Source organism: Xanthomonas sp. A1809 (genome assembly GCF_017746015.1).
Lineage (GTDB): Bacteria > Pseudomonadota > Gammaproteobacteria > Xanthomonadales > Xanthomonadaceae > Xanthomonas > Xanthomonas euvesicatoria.
Map to the genome: position 1 here is coordinate 1 of NZ_JAGHWZ010000062.1, position 600 is coordinate 600.

The 600-nt window shown below is 58.3% G+C and carries 1 protein-coding gene; it reads right to left on the bottom strand.

From position 1 onward, the window contains the following. A partial coding sequence (locus J7396_RS22400) for an ATP-binding cassette domain-containing protein (protein ID WP_209262187.1) occupies positions 1 to 600 on the bottom strand: 600 nt, incomplete at both ends.

The following is a 600-nucleotide window of genomic DNA, read 5'->3' on the forward strand; positions in this document are numbered from 1 at the left end:
GGCAGCTTCTCGTCGAGAAGTGTGTAGAGGCGTTTTTCATTCGCCGGGTCGAGAGCGCTCGTTGCTTCATCAAGTAAAATGACCTCTGGTGCGTGCAGGAATACGCGCGCGAAGGCAAGGCGTTGCTGCTCACCAGGAGAAAGTTGCTGCTGCCAGACTGCTTCGGTGTCCAGCTTTTCGGTGAGTGCCTCGAGGTGCACCCAGCGCAGCACTTGCTCGCACTGGACGTGCGAGAAGGTGCCATGAGGAGCGGGATAGGACAGCGCATCGATCAGCGTGCCTGTGGGGACGTAACTCTTCTGTGGCAGAAATAGAGTACGTGAGCGCGCTTGAGCGCTAAAGTGCACGCTTCCTGATCCGTGCGGCCACAATCCTGCAATGGCACGCACCATCATGCTTTTACCCACGCCAGACTCGCCACGGACCAGCCAGCGCTCGCCCGCACGGAAAACAAGGTCGCCTGGGGCGGCGAGCGCACTTCCATCAGGCTTGGCAAGCCGTAATCCTGAGATCTCGAGTAGGTTACCGCCTGCAAGTGACTGCTGCTCCGTTAAAGCAATCCCGCGCACTTCCGGCTTGCTAAGTTCAATGTCAAATGCA